A 19,715-nucleotide genomic window follows, 5' to 3' on the forward strand; every position below is an offset into this window, starting at 1 on the left:
AACGGATCCGTTGGAGCGCCGCGGGCTCGGGGCCGAACGCCGGGCCGACGGGATGTACCGGGAGGCCACCCGCTCCGCTCACAGCGTCAGCAGCATCGCCACCATCGCGATCGCCATGGAAAGGCGGCAGGCCCGCGCCAGTTCCGGCCGGTCGCCCCACCCGGCGGGGCCGGAACCCGCGGCCACGGCGGCCACCGGCACCAGGCGGACGCCGGTCAGCAGCACGTAACCGGCGAAATAGAGCAGCAGCGCCCCGGTCAGCAGCGGAACCCCCGCTCCGCCCTGACCGTGTGCGTGCCCGGGGGAGCCCGCCATGACGACGGACATGTAGACCATCGCGACAGCCCCCACCGAGTGATGGAGATGGTGCGCGCCGGCCCGTGCCGCCCACAGCGCATGGACGCCCGCCGCGCCGAACACCGCCGCGTAGACGGGCCACGCCCACGCGGGTGGCGTGAACACCGCCGCCGGCACGGCCATCGCCGCCATCCCGAAACCCATCAGCGCCTCGCCGCCCGCGGCGCCGCGCTGCCCCTCGGCGCCGCTGCGCATCCGCGCCAGGCAGTAGACGCCGGTCACCGCGCAGAGCGCCACCAGCAGCCAGCCGGACGAAGCCGGTCCGTGCACGCGCACCTCCCCCTTCGGCGGTCGGACCATCGATGCCCGGGCCATGCGGCGCGCACGCAAGCGCAAGGGTGTACAGCGGGAGCACTCGACGGAGCACGCCCACGAGGGAGTGATATTTTACAAGTAAAACACGTGTTAAGGTTGCGGTCATGAGCAGTGCGCCCGCCCATCACGTCACCCGGCCCGTCACGCGTCTCCCCCTCGCGGGAGTGCTGCGCCCGGGCAGGCCCTCGGAGATCTGGTTCAAGCCCGCGCTGAGCGTGGTCGCGGCGATGGCCCCACCCGCCTTCACCCTGCTCGCGCTCGGCCGGCTCGACCTGGTGATGTACGCGATGGCCGGCTCCCTGTGCGCGCTGTACGCCCACAACCGCCCCTACGCCGCCCGGGCCGTGGTGCTGGTGTGGGTGGTGCTGGGCATGCTCGGCGGGCTCGGCGCAGCCCTGGTCGCGGCCTCGCTCACCGGCAGTGCCGTCGTCCTGGTCACCGTGGGCGCGTTGCTGGCCGCCGCCCAGAAGGTGCTGTGCGACGCCACCCGGATCGGTCCGCCGGGCAACGTCGTCCTCACCTTCGTCAGCTCGGCGTCCCTGTTCGCACCGCAGACCCTCGGTCAGGTGCCCGGACACCTGGCCCTGGCCGCCGGAACGGGGGCCTGGGCCTGGCTGGTCTGCATGGCGCCCGCGCTTCTCAGGCCCCACGGACCGGAGCGCCGCGCCACCGCCGCCGCCCTGAAGGCCGCCGCCGGATACGCCGGCACCGCCGGCACGGGTGAGGACCACGCCCGGGTGCGCGCCGCGGGCTGTGCCGCGGTGCAGGCCGCCCGCCAGTCGCTGCTTTCCACCCACGCTCCCTCCCGGACCCGGCGGGCGCTCGAACGGCTCGTGGTCCGTGCCGAGGTCGCCCTCGCGGCGCCTGCGGAGGCGGACGCGGGCCGGCTGCGCGCGTGGGCGGGCTCGCTGCGCGGCAACGGACCTGTCCCCGAGGCCGGTCTGCCGGACACCGGCGCCGACGAACCGCTCGGCGTGGCCGCGCTCCGCCCCTCATGGGCACGGCTCGGTCCGCTGACCCCGCTCGCGGTGCGTACCGCGCTTGGCTGCGCACTCGCCGGCTACGCCTCCCTCGCCCTCGGCATCGGCCGCCCCTACTGGGCGCTGGTCACCGCCGCCTCGCTCTACCAGGCCAACATCACGCTGACCTGGAGCCGGACCGTCCAAAGGGTCGTGGGCAACGTCGTCGGCGTGCTCGTCTTCCTGGCCGTCGTGCCGCTCGCGCAGCTGGGGCCCGTGGCGCTCGTGCTGTGCTGCCTGGCATGCAGCTTCGGCGCGGAGGCGCTCATCAGCCGGAACTACTGGCTCGGCAGCGTCTGCGTGACGCCCATGGCCCTGCTCATCACGGAATTCGCCGGACACCAGGAGCCGAGGACCTTGATGACGGAGCGGGTGGTGGACACCGTCGTCGGCGCGCTGGTGGGGTTCGTCGCCGCCGTGGCCGTCACCGACCGGCGTGCGGGCGACCGTGTCGAACACGCGCTGACCGCCGCAGACCGGGCCCGCGAGCAGGCCGCCCGCCTCCTGGCCGAGCCGGATCCCGGCGCGGGGGCCCTGGAAACCGCCCGCCGCGGCCTCGCCGTCGCTCTGGCCGATCTGCGTGCCACCGCGGACGCCGCCGCCGGTGAATGGTGGCAGCGGGCCCTGCCCCAGGAGCGGGTCGTGCTCGCCGAACAGTGCGGACACCGTACGCTCGCCGCGACGGCCCGACGACAGGGCCTGCTCCCGGACCGGGACCCGGCCACAGAATCGGAGGACGCACGGTCATGACGCCGACCGAAGGACCATCGCCGGAGCGGAGCGACACCGGGCACGGCCCGCAGCCGGCGGCGGAAGCACGGGCGGCCGGCGAGGCCGGGGCAACGGGCGCGGCGACCGAGGGGAGCGACCCGGGCGGCGGCCGCCGGGACGACACCGTCGCTGCCGTGGTGCGGCAGTGGCAGACCGTGCGTCCCGGGCTCGACACCGGGCCGATGGAGATCATCGGGCGGATCAACCGCTGTGCCGCCCTGCTGCAGCAGGCCGAGGACGCTCCCCTGCGCCGGGCCGGGCTCAGCCGGCCCGAGTTCGATCTGCTGGGCGCGCTGCGTCGTACCGGGCACGAGCTGACGCCGGGGGAGCTGGCCCGGGAGACCTTCTCCTCGGGGGCCGCCGTCACCAAACGCCTGAAGCAGCTGACCGAGCGCGGGCTGGTCGAACGGCGCGGGGACACCCGTGACCGGCGGGTCGTCCACCTGCGCCTCACCGACGCCGGACGCGACCTCGTCGACGGCATCCTGCCCGTCCAGCTCGCCTACGAGACCACCGTGCTGTCCGGCCTCGACGGCTCCGAGCAGGGCGAACTCGCCTCCCTGCTCGGGGAGCTGCTCAGCCAGCTGGAGGGGCGGCTGGGCGTGCCGAGGACCTGATGCGGCCACCTGCCGGGGTGCGTCGGCGCATGGTCACAGCACCTCGTGCACGGTGCGGCGATGGGTGGAGCGGCGGTCGTCCAGGTCCGCCCACCGGTCACCGTAGATGTTCCGGGTGATGACCGGCTCACGGATGAAGTCGTGCGGGAAACCGAGCGGCACCGCGCTCACCTCGTCGAGCCGGGCGAGGGCGTCCGCGTCGAGGCGGACGTCGACACTGCCCAGATTGTCGGTGAGCTGGCTCTCCCTGGTCGCCGCGATGATCGGCACCACGTTGCCCGGCCGGGCCAGCAGCCAGGCCAGGGCCACCTGCGCCGGGCTCCAGCCACCCTGCTCGGCGACCTCGAGCACGGCGCTGATCACCGCCTCCTCGCGCGGGTCGGTGTCCCCGCCGGTGGTGTCGAGACGCCCCGCCTCGCCCTTGCGGTACTTACCGGTGAGCTTCCCGGCCGCGAGCGGCGCCCACGCCAGCACGGCCAGGTCGAACGCCCGGGCCTGCGGCAGCAGTTCGCGCTCCGGGGTCCGCTCCAACAGGCTGTAGCGCAGCTGCGAACCGGCGAACGCCGTCCAGCCCCGCAGTTCCGCCAGCGTGTTGGCCTGGGCGATCTCCCAGGCGGGCCAGTCCGAGACACCGATGTACAGCACCTTGCCCGTGCGGACCAGATCGTCCAGGGCCCGCATGACCTCCTCGACCGGTGTGAAGTTGTCCCGGGCGTGCACCCACAGCACGTCCAGCCGGTCGGTCCGCAGCCGCCGCAGGCTCGCCTCTACCGACTGCACCAGGTTCTTGCGGTGATTGCCCGCGGCGTTGACGTCACCGTCACGGATGCCGCAGGTGTACTTGCTGGCCAGCACGAACCTGTCGCGCCGGCCTTCGAGCAGCTCGCCGAGGATCCGTTCCGAGCTGCCGTCGGTGTAGTTGTTGGCGGTGTCGACGAAGTTGCCGCCCGCATCCGCGTAGGCGTCGACGATCCGGCCGCTGGCCTCCTCGCCGGCGCCCCAGCCCCAGTCGTCGCCGATGGTCATCGCGCCGAGACTCAGCTCGCTCACGCGCAGACCGGTCTTGCCGAACAGTGTGTAACGCACGTTGTCCTCTCCGGGGTGGTCGTGCGCAGAACGCTAGGAGCTGGAGCGCACTTCAGCGCAAGTCCCGCCCGGCCCCCTCGCCGTCACACACCGCCGTCTCAGCGCTCGTGGTCCGCCCGGTACACGCCGAACATCGCCCCCTGCGGGTCCCGCAGCACCGCGATGCGCGGGCCGTCGGGCACGGACGTGGGCACCATCAGGACCGTGCCGTGCCGCTGCACGACGGCGGTCGTGTCGTCCACGTCGGCCACGGCGAAGTACGGCAGCCAGTGCGCCGGTACCTCGGACGGGAACTTGTCGTCCATGGTCACCATGCCGCCGAAGTCGGCTCCGCCGACGCCCCACTGGGTGTAACGGTCCGACGGGGCGACGGTCCAGCCGAACACCCGCGTGTAGAAGGACACGGCTCCTTCCGGATCCCGTGTCATCAGCTCCACCCAGCCCAGCGAGCCGGGCGCGTTGAACAGTCCGGCGCCCGGGAAGGTTCCCGCCTGCCACAGCTGGAACACGGCACCGCCGGGATCGGCGGCCACCGCGAAACGGCCCACGTCGAACACGTCCGCCGGCCCGAACAGCACCGACCCGCCCGCCTCGCTCACCGCACGGAGGGTGGCATCCGCGTCGGTCACCGCGAACGACACGTTCCAGGCGACCGGTTGCGACGGCTGGTACAGCGGGGCGAGCGCCGCCACGGCCGCGTCCCCGAGGTGCGCCACGGTGTAGCCGCCGGCCTCCTGACGCGCGTCCGTCTCGGGCCGCCAGCCGAACAGCCGCGTGTAGAACCGCCGGGCCGCGTCCAGGTCGCTGGTCCCGAGCTCGGCCCAGCAGGGACCGCCGGTCACCGGTGCGTCGAGCTTCATGGCGTTCCTTCCGCGAGCGATGGAGGCAGGCCCCCGGGGTCCCCTCCAGCACGCTAAGCCGCCTCCCCGTCTCCCTGCCATCCGGGGCAACCCGGTGGTGTGCCGCGGTGTCCCCGGCGTACCCTCACCCCGTACCGCACCGCGTGGCGGCCACCGGCTCCTTCACCCTGCCCGGAGGTTCCCCATGCCCCACCCCCAGGTGCGTCCCTTCCGCCGGACCGACCGCGACCAGCTGACCGACCTGGTCAACCTGCATGTGGCGGCCGTCGTCCCCGGCGTCTCCGTCTCCGTGAACACCGTCCTCGGTGACCTGGAGCGGCAGCCCGGCGAGTTCATCACCGACCCATGGGTGGCCGAGCGGACGACGCTCGTCGCCGAGCAGCGCGAGCACGTCGTCGCCGCGGCCCACCTGCTGCGCTACCGGGCGGACGCCGAGGTGGGCGCGCACTACCGGGACGCCGCCGAGATCAACTGGTTCGTGTACCGCCCGGCGGCGTCCCTCTGGCCGGACGCCGACCTCGCCGCGGACCTGCTGATGCGGGCGTGCCTCGCACGGTTCGTCCGATGGAACCCCCGCGTCCGGTACGCCGACGGATCGCTGCCCGCCCCGCTCCTGTACGGCCTGCCCCGCAACTGGCCCCACATCCGGGCTCTCTACGAACGCGCGGGGTTCCGGCACACCGGGGACACCGAGGTCATCCTGATCGCCCGGGTGGCCGACCTGCCGGCCGCCGAGCCCCGGCCGGGCGTCACGGCCGAGCGCACCCCTGGTGAGTGCGGCACCCGCCTCACGGCCCGGGCCGAGGGGAAGAGCCTCGGCTTCATCGAGATCGACACGGCACCGGCCCGCCCGGAACGCCATGCACGCGCCGCGGGCGTCGCCGACATCGGCAATCTGCACATCGAGCCCGCGCAGGACGGCACCGGGCTGGAGCACTGGCTGCTCGCCCGGGCCGCCGACTGGCTTCGGCTGTGCGGCGTCGACCGTCTCGTCGCCTGCGAACCGGCCGCCGACCGCGCCCGGCTCGCCCTGCTGACCGGTGCCGGCTTCAGCGAACTCACCCGCACGGACCGGGGCTGGGAGCACCGCCCCGACGGAGCTCAGATGCCCGGCCGGTAACGCATCGGATGGTCCGCTGGAACCTCCACCAGCACGATCGGCGTCCCGTCCGGATCGGCGATCCACATCTCGATCAGCCCCCAGGGCTCCCGCACCGGCGGCCGCACGATGTCCACGCCCTTACCCCGCAGCTCCTCCTGTGCCGCGGCCACGTCGTCGACCTGCAGCCACAGCCGTACGGCGGGCGCCGGGGGCGTCTCGGACCGGCCCGCGACCTCGAGGAAGCCACCGCCCAGGAAGAAGACGGTGCCGCGCTCGGCACCCGTGCCGAACTCGCGGTACACGGCGAGGCCCAGTTGCTCGCCGTAGAAAGCACGGGAGAGCTCGGGGTCGGTGGGACGGAGCAGGATCCGGCTGCTGAGTACATGCACCATGCAGCGGAGCTTAGGGCCTGGTGGCGCTACGCTCATCCCTGCCCGAGCCGTGCCAGGAAGACGGAGACGTACGCCCATGGAGACCGCCGCCACCGCCACCGCACTGACGTACCGCGACGCCACCGACGCCGACGTGGACGAGCTCGTCGCGCTGGTCGAGTCGGCTTACCGGGGCGACGACAGCCGGGCCGGATGGACCACCGAGGCGGACATCCTCGAAGGGCAGCGGACCGACCCGGAGGGCGTGCGAGCGGTCATCAAGTCGCCCGACAGCCGGCTCCTCACGGTGGAGCGGGACGGCAGGATCGTCGCCTGCTGCCAGTTGGAGCACCGGGGCGAGAACGCCTACTTCGGGATGTTCGCCGTCAGCCCTCTGCTCCAGGGCGCGGGCCTCGGCAAGCTGATCATCGCGGAGGCGGAGCGCCGGGCCCGGGAGACCTGGGACGCGAAGGAGATGCAGATGACCGTGATCTCCGTACGTGACGACCTCATCGCCTGGTACGAGCGTCGCGGCTACCGCCGTACGGGACGGATGACCCCGTTCCCGTACGGCGAGGAGCGCTTCGGGATCCCGCAGCGCGACGACCTGCAGTTCGAGCTGCTGGTCAAGGAACTCGGCTAGGCCGTGAAACGGCCGGTGCGTTTGATGTCCGGGTGGTCGGTGGTCGCGCCGTCCAGACCGAACGCCCGGACCAGTCGCAGCTGGTCCTGCGTGTTCACCACCCAGCCGATGATCCTCAGGTCCGCCTTGCGGGCCCGCTCCACGATCTCCAGGGTGAGCCGGCGGATGTTCAGGCACACGGTCTCGGCGCCGGCCTCGACCGCGCGGTCCACGATGTCGGTGCCGTAGCGGCTGGCGATCAGTGCCGTGCGCACCCCCGGCACCAAGGGCTTGATCTCGGCGATCGCCTCGTCGTGGAAGGACGACACCTCCACGCGGCCGGCCAGATCGCGGCGGTTCATCACCTCGGCCAGTGCCCGCGCCGCCTGTTTGTCCTTGATCTCCGCCTGGAGCGGCGTGTGGACGGCCTCCAGGACCTCCTCGAACTCGGGGACGCGCTCGCCCCGGCCCGCGTCCAGGGCCCGCAGCTCGGCGAGGGTCTTCTCGGCGATCGGGCCGGAGCCGTCGGTCGTGCGGTCCACATCCGTGTCGTGCATGACGACGAGCGCGCCGTCCTTGCTCAGGTGCAGATCGAGTTCGATGGCGTCGAGGCCCGCCTCCTGGGCGGCGACGAAGGACCGGAGGGTGTTCTCGGGTTCCACACCCATGACTCCGCGGTGACCGATGGTGAGGAAGTTCAAGACGCGACTCTCTTCCGTCGACAGGCGGCAGTGGGGGCCTGACGGCCCCCCTGACCGTATCGTCTGGGCCCGCCCTGTGCAGAGAGTGAGGGCATGGTTGCGGCGCATTCGGGCAGAAGCGTGACCGGCAGGAAAAAGTGCGGTGAAGCACAGGGTCGGGCAGGATAATTTCCCGGGTTCACCCTTGCTGGGAGGAACCTCGTGTGTATACGGTCTGCATACGTGAGATTCTCCCGTGGAAGGTGGGACATGACGGAAATTCTTGTGCAGGTGGGTTCGGAGGAAGGTCTTCCTCCCGTGGCCAGGGTGGTCGACCACCCGGCATGGCCCGTGCTCAAGGATGCCGTGGAGCGGATCCGGCCATGGCAGTCCAAGGACGGGTCGATCGACTTCGACGCCGAGGGCGCGCCCGACCCGGCCGACGCCGAGCTCGCGGTCCGCCAGGTCGCCGACGCCGTCCTGGAGCTTTCCCCGCTGCTCCCGCACGACGGCGCCTACCACCAGGCCCTGGCCAAGGACCTGACCCGGTGGGCCGACGGCGGCTTCGGGGTGCCCGACTTCCTCGACTCGCTGCTGGCCTTCCAGCCCGCCGCGAACCGCGCGGACGGCCTTCAGCACCTCGTCGTCTTCCCGATGTACACGCAGAACGGCAACCCCGACCGCAACCTCGAGGCGGTCGTGCTGCGCATGGTCTGGCCGGACTGGCTGGCCGAGCTGGAGCGCACCCGCTACGACAATCCGCTGTTCTGCGGCATCAAGTTCGAGGACTTCACGGCCGGCTACGACACCAACTCCGCCGTCCTGTTCCCCGAGACCATCGCCGCGCGCGAGGCCCCGGAGCGGTTCACCTGGGGTGGCATCTTCTGTGACCGCGAGGCCGCCCGTTTCCGCCGCGTGACCGACGCCGCCGTGGACATCCTGGGCCTGGAGCTGCCCGAGGACGTCGCCGCGATGGTCCACGACCAGAAGCGCTGCGAGGAGGCGTTCGTCCTGTGGGACATGGTCCACGACCGCACCCACAGCCACGGCGACCTGCCCTTCGACCCCTTCATGATCAAGCAGCGCCAGCCGTTCTGGATGTACGGCCTGGAGGAACTGCGCTGTGACCTCACCGCCTTCAAGGAGGCCGTGAAGCTCTCGGCGGAGGGCGTCCCGCAGGCCCGTGACGTGCAGGTCGCGGTCCTCTTCGACCGCATGTTCCGTTTCCCGGTCACCGGCGAGCGCGTGCGCAACTACGACGGCCTGGGCGGCCAGCTCCTCTTCGCCTACCTGCACAAGCACGACGTCGTCCGCTGGACCGACAACAAGCTCACCATCGACTGGGAGCGCGCCCCGCAGGTCACCAACCAGCTGTGCGCCGAGATCGAGGACCTCTACCGCGACGGCATCGACCGCCCCAAGCTCGTCCACTGGTTCGCCGGCTACGAGCTGGTCTCGACCTACCTCTCCCCGCACCCGGGCTCCAAGTGGGCCAAGGGCCCCGACGCCCTCGACACGACGCAGCCGCCGCGCAAACTCGTCGATGACGTGCTTCCGGACGAGTTTCCGCTGAGCATGTTCTATGAGGCACTGTCCAAGAAGCTGAAGAACGTGATCGCCTCCACCAAGGGCATCACGGCGGACGGCGCCGAGCGGATCGCCGCGTGAGCGATCGGCGTACCGGGAACACTGCTCAGGAGGCGAAGATCATGGGGAACGGGGCGCTCAGCGGTGCGGTGATCGCGGTGGCCGGAGCGGGCGGACCCGCCGGCCGGGCCGCGCTGCTCAGGCTGGCCGAGGCGGGAGCCACCGTCATCGGCTCGGACAACGATCCGGAGCGGCTGGCGGAGGCGGTGGACGCGGCGAGCTTCGCGTCCGGCGGCGCCACCGTCACCGGCGACACGGTCGATCTGCTGAATCTCGGGGCCACCCGTGACTGGGCCACCCGCATCGAGAAGGACTTCGGCCGCGTCGACGGCCTGGTCCACCTCGTCGGCGGCTGGCGCGGCAGCGAGACCTTCACCCGGACCAGCCTCGACGACTGGGACTTCCTCGAGATGCTGCTGGTGCGCACGGTGCAGCACACCTCCCTCGCCTTCCACGAGGCGCTGCAGCGCAGCGACCGCGGCCGGTACGTGCTGATCAGCGCCGCCGGGGCCAGCAAGCCCACGGCGGGCAACGCCGCCTACGCGGCCGGCAAGGCGGCGGCGGAGGCGTGGACGCTGGCCATGGCCGACTACTTCCGCAAGGCCGGGGGGCCCGAGGGGCCGACCTCGGCTGCCGCGATCCTGGTGGTCAAGGCGCTGGTCCACGATGCGATGCGCGCCGACCGGCCCAACGCGAAGTTCGCGGGCTTCACCGACGTCAAGGATCTGGCCGAGGCCATCACCGAGGTCTGGGAGAAGCCCGCCGCCGAAGTGAACGGAAACCGTCTGTGGCTCACCGAGAAGCCGTGAACCCGCCGAAGACCGACGCCCGCCGTCATCACGACCCCGAGGTCCGCGGTTTCGCCAGCGACAACTACGCCGGGGCCCACCCGGAGGTGCTCGCCGCCCTGGCCCTGGCCAACGGCGGGCACCAGGTCGCCTACGGCGAGGACACCTACACCGAGAACCTCCAGCGCGTGATCCGCAGCCACTTCGGGCCGACGGCCGAGGCGTTCCCGGTCTTCAACGGCACGGGCGCGAACGTCGTCGCGCTCCAGGCGGTCACCGATCGCTGGGGCGCGGTGATCTGCGCGGAGAGCGCGCACATCAACGTCGACGAGTGCGGGGCCCCGGAGCGGGTCGGCGGCCTGAAGCTGCTGACCGTTCCGACGCCGGACGGCAAGCTCACACCCGAGCTGATCGACCGGCAGGCCTACGGCTGGGACGACGAGCACCGCGCGATGCCGCAGGTCGTCTCCATCGCGCAGGCCACCGAACTGGGCACGGTCTACACGCCGGACGAGATACGGGCCATCTGCGAGCACGCCCACGCGCACGGCATGAAGGTGCACCTGGACGGCTCCCGGCTGGCCAACGCCGCCGCAAGCCTGAACGTCCCGATGCGGACGCTCACCAACGCCGCCGGCGTCGACATCCTCTCCCTGGGCGGCACCAAGAACGGCGCCCTGTTCGGCGAGGCCGTCGTGGTCCTCAACCAGGACGCCGTCAGCCACATGAAGCACCTGCGCAAGCTGTCCATGCAGCTCGCCTCCAAGATGCGCTTCGTCTCGGTGCAGTTGGAAGCCCTGCTCGCCCGGGACCTGTGGCTGCGCAACGCCGGGCACGCCAACGAGATGGCCCAGCGCCTCGCCGAGGGTGTACGGGCCGTGCACGGTGTGGAGATCCTCTACCCGGTGCAGGCCAACGCGGTCTTCGCCCGCCTGCCGCACGACGTGAGCGAACGCCTCCAGAAGCGGTTCCGCTTCTACTTCTGGGACGAGGCCGCGGGCGAGGTCCGCTGGATGTGCTCGTTCGACACGACCGAGGAGGACGTGGACGCGTTCCTGGCGGCCCTCAAGGAGGAGACGGCTCGCTGAGTGTATGCATAAATATTCGGCAGAGCGTAAATCGATTGCGGGGAGGGTGCTCCCTGTCTACGCTCTGCCTGTATGCAGCTCATCCAGCAAACGCCCGACCTGTCCGCCTACTTGGCTGCTGACGAGGTGATCGACCACCATCACCCGCTGGTCCGCGAGACCGCGGCGAGGCTTGCGCACGGGGTCGATGACTCGTATGGGTATGCGCGCGCGGCGTTCGAGTTCGTGCGCGACACCATTCCGCATTCGCAGGACGCGGGGGATCTTCGCGTCACCTGGCGCGCCTCCGACGTCCTGGAGCAGCGCACCGGCATCTGCTACGCGAAGGCCCATGCGCTGGCCGCCCTGCTGCGGGCCGAGGACATCCCCACCGCGCTCTGCTATCAGAAGTTCGACGAGGTGCACGGGCTGGTCGCTGTACGGTTCCACGGTGCGTGGCACCGGCAGGACCCCAGGGGCAACAAACCCGGCGTCGACGCGCAGTTCTCCCTCGACGGTGAGCGGCTCGCCTTCACGCCCGATCGCGAGTCCAATGAGTTGGACTACTCGGTGCTGTATGCTGCACCGCATCCTCTCGTGCTGAACGCTCTTACAGCGGCTCGCGACCGGCCGCACCTGTGGCAGACGCTCCCCACCGCACTCTGAGGCGAGGCGACCATGACGCTCACGCTGACCGTGTCCGACGACGTACGCAGCCTCGCGCCCGGCTTCACGCACGTCGCGATCGAAGCGCACGGCCTGGTCAACGGGCCGAGCAACCGGGCCAGTGCGGAGCTCCTCGATGACGCGGCGCGCCGGCTCGCCCTGCGACTGGGCGGCCGCGCCCCGCACGAGGACCCGCACATGGCCGCCTGGCGCGCCACCTACGCGGCGTTCGGCTCGAAGCCGTCCCGCACCCGCAACTCCGCGGAGGCACTCGCCAAGCGCGCCCTCGCAGACGCCGGGCTGCCCCGCGTCAACCTGCTCGTCGACCTCTACAACGCCGTCTCCGTCGCTCATCTGATCCCTGTCGGCGGCGAGGACCTCGACCGCATCGAGGGCGGCATGCGGCTGATCCGGGCCACGGGGGAGGAGCGGTTCGTGACCGTCGCCGGCGGCGCGGAGACCGTCGAGCACCCCGACGCGGGCGAAGTGGTGTGGTGTGACGACGCGGGCGTGACCTGCCGCCGCTGGAACTGGCGTCAGGGCCCGCGCACCCGGCTCACCGAGGAGACGACGTCGGGCATCTTCCTGCTGGAGAGCCTGGCGCCGATGCCGGTCTCCGAGGTCACGGCCGCGGCGGAGGAACTCGCCGAGCTGCTGGCGCAATTCAGCCCGGGCGCGGACATCGCCGTACGCGCTCCGGAGTCCTCTGCCTGAGAGCGGTGCGGGCGGGGCTCAGTGCGCCTCGGCCGCCCGCACCTGCTCCGGCGTCGGGGCCGTGCCGCCGAGGTGGGCCGGCATCCACCAGGTGTCGTCCGGGCCCTTGGGGCGGACGGGGTAGGCGCGCTGGGCGGCCTCGAGGAGCTCCTGGACGCGCTCGCGCAGCTGACGCGTGATGGCGCCCGCGTACTTGTCGCGGGAGGCTTCGATCGCCTCGCCCACCCGGATCGTGATGGGGGTGTGGCTGCGCTTGAAGTTGCGCGGGTGGCCCTTGGTCCACAGCCGCTGCGTGCCCCACACCGCCATCGGGACCAGCGGGACGCCGGCCTCCTGGGCCAGGCGCGCGGCGCCCGACTTGAAGCTCTTCAGCGTGAACGACTGCGAGATCGTCGCCTCCGGGAAGACCCCGACGATCTCGCCCGACCGCAGCGAGTCCAGGGCGTGCGCGTAGGCCGCCTCGCCCTGCTTGCGGTCCACCGGGATGTGCTTCATCCCGCGCATCAGCGGGCCGGAGATCTTGTGCCGGAAGACCGACTCCTTCGCCATGAAGCGCACGAGACGCTTCTGCGGCAGGGCCGCCAGGCCGTCGAAGACGAAGTCCAGGTAGCTGATGTGATTGCTCACCAGCACGGCGCCGCCCGAGCGCGGGATGTTCTCCGAACCCTGGAGGTCGATCTTGAGGTCCCACACCTTGAACAGCGTGCGGGCGAGACCGACGACGGGACGGTAGACGAGCTCTGCCATGGGCGGTTCGGACCCTTCCTGCTCTGCCTGGGAAGGGATTCCCAGTGGAGAAGTTACGCAGCCGTAGGTTTACGGCTTGTCGCAGATCGTGCCCGAAGAACGGCCGGGTAGCCAGTCCTCGTGCCCGTATGCGGCGAGATTCTCGTCACGTCGTCCGCAGGTTCCCACCTCGTGCTTTTGCGTCCCCATTACTCCGCGCGGACCGCCACCCGCCGCACGAGCAGGTACAACTCGCAACCCAGGCAGTACCCGAACGCCGCGTTCAGGAAGGCGGCGGCGAGCGCGGCGCCGGTCGCCGCGAGACCCAGCCAGCCGGGCCCCAGGGTGTAGCCGACGAGCCCGAGTCCGGCGAAAAGCAGTCCCACCGCCTGGGCGAAGCGCGGCGGCTCGGGCGCCTCGAACTCCGTCGGCCGCCCGAGTCGCGGCCGGACCGCCTTGGCGTACAGCAGGCCGTACGGGGAGCGGCCGACCCCGCCCGCCGCGCCCAGCAGGAACGCCAGCGTCTGCCAGGCCAGCAGCCAGGCGCTTCCCGTGACCAGCACGACCGCCAGCACGGCGGTCGTGACGGCCGCGCCGAAACGCGGCCCTCTCGCATCGATGTCCATGGGAACCAAGCATTCCGCAGCGCGGCCGCATTGCGGGGGCGGGAATCTTTGCGGTCTCGTGAACGCTTGCAGCAGGTGATGACCGGACTGATGGTGTGCGCGGTGGTGCTCGTGGTGGCGAGCGCCTACGGAGTGCTGCAACGGCGGCGGAGCGGGAGGGTGCGGGTGCGCGGGCGGGACGACGGCAAGCGGCTCGATGCGGCGGACCTCGGCACGGAACTCGGCGAGCGGGCCACGCTCGTGCAGTTCTCCAGCGCGTTCTGCGCGCCCTGCCGGGCGACCCGCAGGGTCCTCGGCGAGGTGGCCGGCGTGGTGCCGGGCGTGACCCATGTCGAGATCGACGCCGAGGCCCATCTCGACCTCGTGCGGCGGCTGGACGTCCTCAAGACCCCGACCGTGTTCGTGCTGGACGCCGGCGGCCGGGTGGTGCGGCGTGCCACGGGGCAGCCGCGCAAGGCCGACGTGATCGCGGCACTGGGAGAGGCGGTGTGACGGGCGTGACGGCTTCAGTGAGTCATCTCCCACATCACGGAACGAACTTGACTGCGCGAACCATTTATCGTCAGCCTGACCCCATGCCTGCGGACCTTCTTGCCACGACCGACCTCCTGCGCTCGGTCTTCCGGCGGCACGCGGCGGGAGTCGCCGTCATCACCGCTCGTGGCGAAGCCGGCCCGGTGGGCTTCACCGCCACCTCCCTGACGTCCGTGTCCGCCGAGCCGCCGCTGCTGTCCTTCGGTGTCGGCACCGGAGCCTCCAGCTGGCCCGCCATCGCGACGGCGGACCACGTCGGTGTCCACATCCTCGGTGAGCACCAGCGGGAGCTCGCCGCCACCTTCTCCCGCAGCGGCGCCGACCGCTTCGGCCCGCCCACCGCCTGGCGGGAGGGCCCCGAGGGCGTCCCCGTCCTCGACGGCGTGCTCGCCTGGCTGGTGGGCCGGGTCGTCGCGCGCGTACCTGCCGGGGACCACCGGCTGGTGATTGCCGAGGTCGTGGACGGCGACCCCTCGGGCACCGGCCGTCCGCTCCTCTACCACCAGGGACGTTTCCAGCGTCTGGGCGACTGAACCGGGTGCACCCCGGGCTGCGTGACCGTCGAGTTCCGGTTACGCTGCGTTGCGAAGGTCACAGTTCAAAGCGCTTGCTTAGCGGGAACGAACTGGGTGTACTGACGAGTAATATTTCGCTCGGGGCGTGGGTTCGCCCCGACCGGGATCGGACGCTAGAGGCGCCTATGCTGCCTGCAAGTAGGCAGCATGGAAATGACGATGCAGTAGGAGAGCCGGCGTGAGCTTGAGGATCGTTGTCACTGTGAAGTACGTGCCCGACGCCACTGGCGACCGGCACTTCGCCGATGACCTGACCGTCGACCGGGACGACGTGGACGGTCTGCTCTCCGAGCTCGACGAGTACGCGGTCGAGCAGGCGCTGCAGATCTCCGAGAACTCCGACGACGACGTGGAGATCACCGTTCTGACGGTGGGCCCCGAGGACGCCAAGGACGCCCTGCGCAAGGCGCTGTCCATGGGCGCGGACAAGGCGATCCACGTCGAGGACGACGACATCCACGGCACCGACGCCATCGGCACCTCCCTGATCCTGGCGAAGGCCATCGAGAAGGCCGGCTACGACCTGGTCGTCTCCGGCATGGCCTCCACCGACGGCACCATGGGCGTCGTGCCCGCGCTGCTCGCCGAGCGTCTGGGCGTCCCGCAGGTCACGCTGCTCTCCGAGGTCTCCGTCGAGGACGGCACGGTCAAGGGCCGCCGCGACGGCGACGCCGCCTCCGAGAACCTGGAGGCCTCCCTCCCGGCGGTCGTGTCCGTGACCGACCAGTCGGGCGAGGCGCGCTACCCCTCCTTCAAGGGCATCATGGCGGCCAAGAAGAAGCCGGTGGAGTCCTGGGACCTGTCCGACCTGGACCTGGAGGCCGAGGAGGTCGGCCTGGAGGGCGCCTACACCACGGTCGACGGCGCGGCCGAGCGCCCGGCCCGCACCGCGGGCACGATCGTCAAGGACGAGGGCGAGGGCGGCAAGCAGCTCGCTGAGTTCCTCGCGGGCCAGAAGTTCATCTGAGCCCCTTCGCTGACCGCCCCTCATCTTTCGCAAGCAGGAGAGAAGAAGTCCCATGGCTGAAGTTCTCGTCTACGTCGACCACGTGGACGGTGCCGTCCGCAAGCCCACCCTGGAGCTGCTGACCCTGGCCCGCCGCATCGGCGAGCCCGTCGCCGTCGCGCTGGGCAACGGCGCCGCCGACACCGCCGCCACGCTCGCCGAGCACGGCGCGGTCAAGGTCCTCACCCACGAGGCCGCCGAGTACGCCGACTACCTGGTCGTACCGAAGGTCGACGCCCTCCAGGCCGCCCACGAGGCCGTGTCCCCGGCCGCCGTGCTGGTGCCCTCCTCCGCCGAGGGCAAGGAGATCGCCGCGCGCCTGGCGCTGCGTCTGGGCTCCGGCATCATCACCGACGCCGTCGACCTGGAGGCCGGCGACGAGGGCCCCGTGGCCACGCAGTCCGTGTTCGCCGCGTCCTTCACCACCAAGTCGCGCGTCTCCAAGGGCACCCCGGTCATCACGGTCAAGCCCAACAGCGCGGCCGTCGAGGCCGCCCCGGCCGCCGGTGCGGTCGAGGCCCTGTCCGTGACCTTCTCCGCACAGGCCACCGGCACCAAGGTCACCGGCCGTACGCCGCGTGAGTCGACGGGCCGTCCGGAGCTGACCGAGGCCGCGATCGTGGTCTCCGGTGGCCGTGGCGTCAACGGCGCGGAGAACTTCGCGATCATCGAGGCCCTCGCCGACTCGCTCGGCGCGGCCGTCGGCGCCTCGCGCGCCGCGGTGGACGCCGGCTGGTACCCGCACACCAACCAGGTGGGCCAGACCGGCAAGTCGGTCTCGCCGCAGCTCTACATCGCCAACGGCATCTCGGGCGCGATCCAGCACCGTGCCGGTATGCAGACCTCGAAGACGATCGTCGCCGTCAACAAGGACGCCGAGGCCCCGATCTTCGACCTCGTCGACTACGGCGTCGTCGGTGACCTGTTCGACGTCGTCCCGGCGCTGACCGAGGAGATCAAGACCCGCAAGGGCTGATCGACCCCGGCCGTGAAAGGCCCCCGTGACCGCGCGAACGGTCACGGGGGCCTCTTCTCATCCCAGGGTCATCGAGGCCTGCACCGGCAGATGGTCGCTCGGGTACGTCCCGTCCCTGTGGAAGGGGTTCATCCAGGCCCGGTGCGTGGTCACACCGGGCGTGGTGAGGATCCAGTCGATGCGCCGCCCGCCGGGCCTGGGCGTCCGGTAGCCGTGGTGCGTCCCGTACGCCGGGCCCCGCGAGGCCGCCGCGTCCCAGGCGTCCACCAGGCCGGTGTCCAGCATGAGGTCGTACACCCGGTTGTCGTGGGCGGCCGCGTTGAAGTCGCCGGTGACGACGACCGGCGACGACCGGTCCCACGTGGCGATCGTCTCGCCGATGAGCCCCGCCGAGCGTTCCCGGGCGTACTGGCTGACGCTGTCCAGGTGGGTGTTGAGGACGTAGAACTCCCGGCCCCCGCCGGCGAGGTCGGCGAAACGGACCCAGGTCACCATGCGCAGCCAGTCCGCTCCCCAGGTGTTCGAGGCGATCGTGTAAGGGGTGTCGGACAGCCAGAAGTGATCGAACTCGATCGGATCGAGTCTGCGCGTGTCATAGAAGATCGCCATGAACTCGTCCTTGCTGCCGCCGGCGCGTCCGGTGCCGATCCAGTCGTAGTGCTCGCCGAGATCCTTCTCGATCGCGCGCACCTGCCCGTACAGCCCTTCCTGGGTGCCGATGACGTGCGGTCGCTCGTGACGCAGCAATTCCCGCATCACCGGTCGGCGCACGGCCCAGCGCGGTGTCCGGTCGACGACGGTCCCGAAGCGCACGTTGAACGTCATGACGTTCAGAGCGCCCGCGTGCTCGCCGGCGGCAGCGCGGTGTGTGGGGCCCGCGGTGGTGAGCAGTGGCCCGGCGACGGCGGCTGCGGCCGCCGCCTTGAGCCCGTGGCGGCGCGTCACGCCGGCCTCGTTCGGCACGTGGTCTCCCTCCCCTTGCACGACAGGATGAAGCTTGCCCTCTGAGTACGGATGGAGAGGGCCGATCGACAGCGATCAAGAGGGAGGGACGGGGAATTCCACGCCAGGATGGTGTTGACCAGGCCGAAGGTCGGCCGATAACTTCGTTCTACGGATTGTTGATTCCGCTGTGCGGAAAATGGAGGGTCTCGTAATGGGTCAGGGCCGGCAGGAGCACGTGGCGACGAGCCTCGCGGGAGCCGTCAGCGAGGAGATCAGCGCCTCCCTCGCGCCGGTCGACGCCGAGCTGGAGCGCCGCTATCCCGGAGACCCCGGTACCCGCCAGCCCGTCCACACCGTCTACGTCCCCGGCGACGCCTTCGCCGCCGATACCGTCCGGTCCTGGGGCGACCGGGCCCTCGCCGCACTCGACGAACACGCCCCGGACGCCGCCTCCCTGGCCTCCGTCCTCGGCCTCTCCGAGGAACTCGCCGAGCCCGTCCACGCGCGCGTGCGCGCCAAGCTGGAGCGCGAGCCGATCGAGGACCTGCGCGTCGACTTCGAGGACGGCTACGGCAACCGTCCCGGCCCCGAGGAGGACGAGACCGCCGCCCGCGCCGCCCGGCTGATCGCCGAGGCCTACCGGGACGGCACCGCCGCCCCGTACATGGGCATCCGCATGAAGTGCATGGAAGCGCCCGTACGTGCCCGGGGCATCCGCACCCTCGACGTCTTCCTCACCGGCCTGATGGAGTCCGGCGGCCTGCCCGGCGGCCTGGTCCTCACCCTGCCGAAGGTGACGTACGCCGAGCAGGTCACCGCCATGGTGCGGCTGCTGGACGCCTTCGAGAAGGCACACGGCCTGGAGCCGGGCCGGATCGGCTTCGAGATCCAGATCGAGACCAGCCAGTCCATCCTCGCCGCCGACGGCACCGCCACCGTCGCCCGCATGATCCAGGCCGCCGACGGCCGTGCCACCGGCCTGCACTACGGCACGTTCGACTACAGCGCCTGCCTCGGCGTCTCCGCCGCCCACCAGGCGAGCGACCACCCCGCAGCGGACCACGCCAAGGCCGTCATGCAGGTCGCGGCGGCCGGCACGGGCGTACGCGTCTCGGACGGCTCGACGAACGTCCTGCCGGTCGGCCCGACCGCGAAGGTCCACGACGCCTGGCGCCTGCACTACGGCCTCACCCGCCGCGCCCTTGCCCGCGCCTACTACCAGGGCTGGGACATGCACCCCGGCCACCTCCCCACCCGCTACGCGGCCGTCTTCGCCTTCTACCGCGAAGGCTTCGAGCAGGCCGCCGCCCGTCTGTCCCGCTACGTCAACCGCACCGGCGGCGATGTCATGGACGAGCCCGCCACCGCCAAGGCCCTCAGCGGCTACCTGCTGCGCGGCCTGGACTGCGGCGCCCTGGACAACGGTGAGGTCGCCCGCCTGGCGGGCCTGACCCGGGCGGACCTGGAGAGCTTCGCCGCGCCCTGGCGCGGGGATTTGACGGCCTTCGCCTGACCGTGCCGTTCGGCGGACCGGCCGGCACGTACCGGCCCTGTCACAGCCGTCACCGACGCCCGCCGCCGTCACCGCCGCCCCGTAGTCTGTACGCCACGCACTGACGGTGTCGGTCGTCGGCGCATCCGGTGG

At 71.4% G+C, this 19,715-nt stretch carries 22 protein-coding genes; 14 read left to right on the top strand and 8 right to left on the bottom strand.

Translation table 11 applies throughout. The features are described from left to right. Positions 1-78 precede the first annotated feature (78 nt). The gene (locus ADK65_RS04630; RefSeq protein WP_053668493.1) at positions 79-627 is read right to left on the bottom strand and encodes a DUF5134 domain-containing protein; all 549 of its coding nucleotides are present in this window, start codon (positions 625-627) and stop codon (positions 79-81) included. A gap of 149 nt (positions 628-776) precedes the next feature. Between ADK65_RS04630 and ADK65_RS04635 the strand changes: the two genes are divergently transcribed. Together ADK65_RS04635 and ADK65_RS04640 are read left to right on the top strand one after the other, a co-directional pair. Beyond that, a complete protein-coding gene (locus ADK65_RS04635) occupies positions 777-2,441 on the top strand; it encodes an FUSC family protein (protein WP_053668494.1) in 1,665 nt (554 codons plus the stop codon). Next, positions 2,438-3,079: a MarR family winged helix-turn-helix transcriptional regulator gene (locus tag ADK65_RS04640; protein ID WP_063787991.1), complete on the top strand. Its 642-nt coding sequence runs from the start codon at positions 2,438-2,440 to the stop codon at positions 3,077-3,079. The genes ADK65_RS04635 and ADK65_RS04640 overlap by 4 nt, the downstream gene beginning before the upstream one ends. A 33-nt stretch (positions 3,080-3,112) precedes the next feature. On the opposite strand, the gene ADK65_RS04645 is transcribed toward ADK65_RS04640, so the two are convergent. Continuing rightward, the gene (locus ADK65_RS04645; protein WP_053668495.1) at positions 3,113-4,165 is read right to left on the bottom strand and encodes an aldo/keto reductase; all 1,053 of its coding nucleotides are present in this window, start codon (positions 4,163-4,165) and stop codon (positions 3,113-3,115) included. Positions 4,166-4,263: 98 nt separating this feature from the next. After that, positions 4,264-5,025, bottom strand: a complete 762-nt coding sequence (locus ADK65_RS04650) for a VOC family protein (RefSeq protein ID WP_053668496.1) — start codon at positions 5,023-5,025, stop codon at positions 4,264-4,266. A 184-nt stretch (positions 5,026-5,209) separates the two neighbouring features. Between ADK65_RS04650 and ADK65_RS04655 the strand changes: the two genes are divergently transcribed. Continuing rightward, entirely contained in the window at positions 5,210-6,145 is a 936-nt protein-coding gene (locus ADK65_RS04655; RefSeq protein WP_053668497.1) for a hypothetical protein, read from the top strand. Here the strand turns inward: ADK65_RS04655 and ADK65_RS04660 are convergent. Beyond that, the gene (locus ADK65_RS04660) at positions 6,127-6,519 is read right to left on the bottom strand and encodes a VOC family protein (protein WP_053668498.1); all 393 of its coding nucleotides are present in this window, start codon (positions 6,517-6,519) and stop codon (positions 6,127-6,129) included. The genes ADK65_RS04655 and ADK65_RS04660 overlap by 19 nt on opposite strands. Before the next feature lie 76 nt (positions 6,520-6,595). On the opposite strand from ADK65_RS04660, the gene ADK65_RS04665 reads away from it, so the two are divergent. Continuing rightward, positions 6,596-7,141 carry a GNAT family N-acetyltransferase gene (locus tag ADK65_RS04665; RefSeq protein WP_053668499.1) on the top strand — a complete coding sequence of 182 codons (546 nt, stop codon included), beginning with the start codon at positions 6,596-6,598 and terminating at the stop codon, positions 7,139-7,141. On the opposite strand, the gene ADK65_RS04670 is transcribed toward ADK65_RS04665, so the two are convergent. Then, positions 7,138-7,821: a glycerophosphodiester phosphodiesterase gene (locus ADK65_RS04670; protein ID WP_053668500.1), complete on the bottom strand. Its 684-nt coding sequence runs from the start codon at positions 7,819-7,821 to the stop codon at positions 7,138-7,140. The genes ADK65_RS04665 and ADK65_RS04670 overlap by 4 nt on opposite strands. 249 nt (positions 7,822-8,070) lie before the next feature. On the opposite strand from ADK65_RS04670, the gene ADK65_RS04675 reads away from it, so the two are divergent. From ADK65_RS04675 to ADK65_RS04695, 5 genes are all read left to right on the top strand, one after another. Then, on the top strand, positions 8,071-9,468 hold the full coding sequence (locus ADK65_RS04675) for a DUF6421 family protein (RefSeq protein ID WP_053668501.1): 1,398 nt from the start codon (positions 8,071-8,073) through the stop codon (positions 9,466-9,468). 41 nt (positions 9,469-9,509) lie between these two features. Next, positions 9,510-10,256 carry an SDR family oxidoreductase gene (locus tag ADK65_RS04680; RefSeq protein WP_053668502.1) on the top strand — a complete coding sequence of 249 codons (747 nt, stop codon included), beginning with the start codon at positions 9,510-9,512 and terminating at the stop codon, positions 10,254-10,256. Then, positions 10,253-11,323, top strand: coding sequence for a threonine aldolase family protein (locus ADK65_RS04685; protein ID WP_053668503.1), 1,071 nt, complete (start codon positions 10,253-10,255; stop codon positions 11,321-11,323). Before ADK65_RS04680 ends, ADK65_RS04685 begins: the two co-directional genes overlap by 4 nt. 72 nt (positions 11,324-11,395) lie before the next feature. Then, positions 11,396-11,968: a transglutaminase domain-containing protein gene (locus tag ADK65_RS04690; protein WP_053668504.1), complete on the top strand. Its 573-nt coding sequence runs from the start codon at positions 11,396-11,398 to the stop codon at positions 11,966-11,968. 12 nt (positions 11,969-11,980) lie between these two features. Continuing rightward, positions 11,981-12,682, top strand: a complete 702-nt coding sequence (locus ADK65_RS04695; protein WP_053668505.1) for a B3/4 domain-containing protein — start codon at positions 11,981-11,983, stop codon at positions 12,680-12,682. An 18-nt stretch (positions 12,683-12,700) separates the two neighbouring features. On the opposite strand, the gene ADK65_RS04700 is transcribed toward ADK65_RS04695, so the two are convergent. Together ADK65_RS04700 and ADK65_RS04705 are read right to left on the bottom strand one after the other, a co-directional pair. Beyond that, positions 12,701-13,429, bottom strand: coding sequence for a lysophospholipid acyltransferase family protein (locus ADK65_RS04700; RefSeq protein WP_053668506.1), 729 nt, complete (start codon positions 13,427-13,429; stop codon positions 12,701-12,703). Between the two features lie 188 nt (positions 13,430-13,617). Further along, the gene (locus ADK65_RS04705) at positions 13,618-14,034 is read right to left on the bottom strand and encodes a DUF4395 domain-containing protein (RefSeq protein ID WP_053668507.1); all 417 of its coding nucleotides are present in this window, start codon (positions 14,032-14,034) and stop codon (positions 13,618-13,620) included. Between the two features lie 78 nt (positions 14,035-14,112). Here ADK65_RS04705 and ADK65_RS04710 point away from each other — a divergent pair, with 78 nt between their 5' ends. From ADK65_RS04710 to ADK65_RS04725, 4 genes are all read left to right on the top strand, one after another. Continuing rightward, positions 14,113-14,526, top strand: coding sequence for a TlpA family protein disulfide reductase (locus ADK65_RS04710; RefSeq protein ID WP_053668508.1), 414 nt, complete (start codon positions 14,113-14,115; stop codon positions 14,524-14,526). A gap of 83 nt (positions 14,527-14,609) precedes the next feature. Continuing rightward, complete coding sequence (locus tag ADK65_RS04715) at positions 14,610-15,101, top strand: flavin reductase family protein (protein ID WP_053668509.1); 492 nt, start codon at positions 14,610-14,612, stop codon at positions 15,099-15,101. Between the two features lie 220 nt (positions 15,102-15,321). Continuing rightward, the gene (locus ADK65_RS04720) at positions 15,322-16,110 is read left to right on the top strand and encodes an electron transfer flavoprotein subunit beta/FixA family protein (RefSeq protein ID WP_053668510.1); all 789 of its coding nucleotides are present in this window, start codon (positions 15,322-15,324) and stop codon (positions 16,108-16,110) included. A gap of 52 nt (positions 16,111-16,162) precedes the next feature. Further along, a complete protein-coding gene (locus ADK65_RS04725; RefSeq protein ID WP_053668511.1) occupies positions 16,163-17,125 on the top strand; it encodes an electron transfer flavoprotein subunit alpha/FixB family protein in 963 nt (320 codons plus the stop codon). Positions 17,126-17,182: 57 nt separating this feature from the next. Here ADK65_RS04725 and ADK65_RS04730 read toward each other — a convergent pair whose 3' ends face one another. Continuing rightward, positions 17,183-18,088 carry an endonuclease/exonuclease/phosphatase family protein gene (locus ADK65_RS04730; RefSeq protein ID WP_053668512.1) on the bottom strand — a complete coding sequence of 302 codons (906 nt, stop codon included), beginning with the start codon at positions 18,086-18,088 and terminating at the stop codon, positions 17,183-17,185. Positions 18,089-18,281: 193 nt separating this feature from the next. On the opposite strand from ADK65_RS04730, the gene ADK65_RS04735 reads away from it, so the two are divergent. After that, entirely contained in the window at positions 18,282-19,583 is a 1,302-nt protein-coding gene (locus tag ADK65_RS04735; RefSeq protein ID WP_053668513.1) for a DUF6986 family protein, read from the top strand. Positions 19,584-19,715 lie beyond the last annotated feature (132 nt).

Origin of the sequence: Streptomyces sp. NRRL B-1140, assembly GCF_001280065.1 — a bacterium.
Classification (GTDB): Bacteria; Actinomycetota; Actinomycetes; order Streptomycetales; family Streptomycetaceae; genus Streptomyces.